Raw genomic sequence first — 2,797 nt, forward strand, 5'->3', positions numbered from 1 at the left:
CGTTGGTGCCGTCAGCGGGCCGCGTCGGTGGGGTCGGCGGGCCGCGGCGGGGCGGTCGGCGTTGGGGCGATCGGCGGGCCGCGTCGGGGTGGTCAGCGGGCGCGGATGCCCGTCAGGACGCCGTCGATGACCTTCTCCGGCAGGGTGGCGTCGTCGAGGTCGGGGTGCCAGCGCATCATCCGCTGCAACAGGATCGGGCCGGTGAGCATCGCCATGGTGACCTCGATGTCGAGGTCGGCGCGGAGCTCGCCGGAGCGCACCCCGCGCCGCAGCACCTCGCGCATCACCTCGCGGCGCGGCTCGATGATGTTCTGGTAGAGCTCGTACTGCTCCGGGCTGCGGTTCACCTCGGGCACCAGGCAGGGCATGATCCGCGCCGCCCGGGGGTCGATGTGGCGCCCGACCGCACCGAGCAGCAGCAGCAGGTCGTCGCGGACCGAGCGGCCCACGGGCTCCGGCGGGGTGCCCTTGAGCGTACGCAGGGCGTCGCGCAGCAGCGCGTCCTTGCCCGGCCAGCGGCGGTAGATGGTGGCCTTGCCGACCCCGGCCCGGGTCGCGATCGCCTCGATCGAGAGGCTCTCCACCGTGCTGCCCTCGGCGAGCAGGTCGAGCGTGGCCTCGATGATCGCCTCGTCCGCGCGGACGCTCCGCGGTCGGCCGGGCGACCGCGGAGCATCGGCGGTGGAAGTCATGTCGGACATTGTCCCCGAACCTAGGCGGTCCCGGCCAACTCGGGTTCGGCGACCGGCGCCGGCGGGGCCGCCGCCGGGGCGACGGCACGACCGGGCATCCAGCGCAGCACCATCAGGATGCCGAGCGCGGCGACCAGCGCGGCGAGGGTCGCCGCCCAGTGCATCGCCGAGACGAAGGCGTCGTTGGCGACCGCGATCAGCCGTGGCGCCGCCGGCCCGAGTTGCCCCGCCGCCGCGTACGCACCGGAGATCGACTCGCCGGCCGCCTCGCGGGCGCCGGCGGGCAGCTCCGGCAGCGCGGTGGCGACGTCCGAGCGGTAGACCGCGGAGAGCACCGAGCCGAGCACCGCCACGCCGAGCGCGCCGGCCACCTGCCGGACGGTGTTGCTGACCGCCGAGCCGACGCCGGCCTTCTCCCTGGGCAGCGCCGACATGATCGACTCCATGGCCGGCGGCATGATGTTGGCCATCCCGACGCCCTGGAGGAAGAAGGCCACCAGCACCACCCAGATCGGGGTGCTCTCGTCGACGAAGGCGAACGCCCCCAGCCCCACCGTGGTCAACGTCAGCCCGACCGCCGAGACGACCTTGCCGCCGTAGCGCTGAACCATCGTCGCGCTGCGGGGGGCGAAGACCAGTTGGGCCACGGCGAAGGGCAGGAAGAGCAGACCGGTCTCCAGCGGGCTGTAGCCGCGGACCAGTTGCAGGTAGAACGAGCTGAAGAACATCACGCCCATCGCGGCGAAGAAGACCAGCCCGACCATCGCCACCGGGGCGGCGAAGCGGGGCACCCGGAACAGCCGCACGTCCAGCGACGGGTGGTCGCTGCGCCGTTCGTGGGCGATGAACCAGGCCAACACCGCCAGACCGCCGAGGATCGAGGCCCAGACCACCGGCCGGCCGAAGCCGTGCTCGCCGCCGTCGATGATGCCGTAGGAGAGGGCGACCAGGCCGACCACCGACAGCACGACGCCGAGCACGTCGACCCGGCCCGGCTTCGGGTCCCGCGACTCGGGCACCAGCAGCGCCACCAGGCCCACGCCGAGCGCGACCACCGGCACGTTGATGAGGAACACGGAGCCCCACCAGTAGTGCTCCAGCAGCAGGCCGCCGAGGATCGGGCCGATCGCCACGGCGAGGCCGACCGCGCCGGCCCAGACGCCGATGGCCCGGCCCCGCTCCCGGGGGTCGAAGACGCTGGAGATGATCGAGAGGGTCACCGGCATGATGGCCGCGCCGCCGACCCCCATCAACGCGCGGGCGGCGATCAGTTGCGCCGGGCTCTGGGCGTACGCCGAGAGCAGCGACGCCAGCCCGAAGATCACCAGGCCGATCAGCAGGAAGCGCTTACGTCCGGCGCGGTCGCCGAGCACGCCGAAGGTGAAGAGCAGGCCGGCGAAGACCAGCGTGTAGGAGTTGATCGACCACTCCAGCTCGCCCTGGCTGGCACCGAGCCCGTGCACCGGGTCGGCGAGGGTGCGCAGCGCGACGTTGAGGATGGTGTTGTCGAGGACGACCACGAGCAGGCTGATCACCAGCACCCCGAGGATCGCCCACCTCCTCGGGTGTCCGGTGTTCTCGTGCGGTTCCATGTTCCGGATTCCCCCCGGCTTCCGTTTCGATACGGGTCAGACTCGTAATTGAGGTGAGCGTAGGTCAGCCATTAACGATACGGAACCGGTTCGTATTTAATGTGGCGGCGGTCACGTCCGCACGCCGGCCTCACGTGGATGACCCCGGCGGCGTTTTGGGTGGCCTGTCACCTATGTAGCGCGAAGTGAACCGGGGCGGCGGTTGCGTTGGCGTGCCCGCCCGGGTCGGGCCGATCGGTGCGTTGGGTGGTTGATGGGTCGGGTGTCCCGGTTATGGGTGTGACCCGGGGCATCGTGGGCGCGGAATCGTGGCCGGCCGGGGGTCGTTACACCATGGGTACGGCCGAGCAAGGCGCGCCGCCTTCGGGTGGTGTGGCCGGGCCCCCGATCCACGGAATGACGGTGGCCGGCCGGTCGTTACATCCCCCGGACGATCGAGCAAGGCGCACCGCGTAAGAGGGTGTGGCCGATCCCGGGCCCCCGGAATGTGGGTGGCCTGCCGGTCGTTACCCA

General features: G+C 71.8%; 2 protein-coding genes. Both read right to left on the reverse strand.

Features of this window, described 5'->3' with window-relative positions:
- Nucleotides 1-92: 92 nt before the first annotated feature.
- A complete protein-coding gene (locus tag NCC78_RS30390; RefSeq protein ID WP_250798835.1) occupies nucleotides 93-701 on the reverse strand; it encodes a TetR/AcrR family transcriptional regulator in 609 nt (202 codons plus the stop codon).
- 11 nt (nucleotides 702-712) lie between these two features.
- A complete protein-coding gene (locus NCC78_RS30395; protein WP_250798837.1) occupies nucleotides 713-2,284 on the reverse strand; it encodes an MFS transporter in 1,572 nt (523 codons plus the stop codon).
- Between the last annotated feature and the right edge of the window lie 513 nt (nucleotides 2,285-2,797).

The sequence above is a fragment of the Micromonospora phytophila genome (genome assembly GCF_023656545.1).
Lineage (GTDB): Bacteria > Actinomycetota > Actinomycetes > Mycobacteriales > Micromonosporaceae > Micromonospora > Micromonospora phytophila.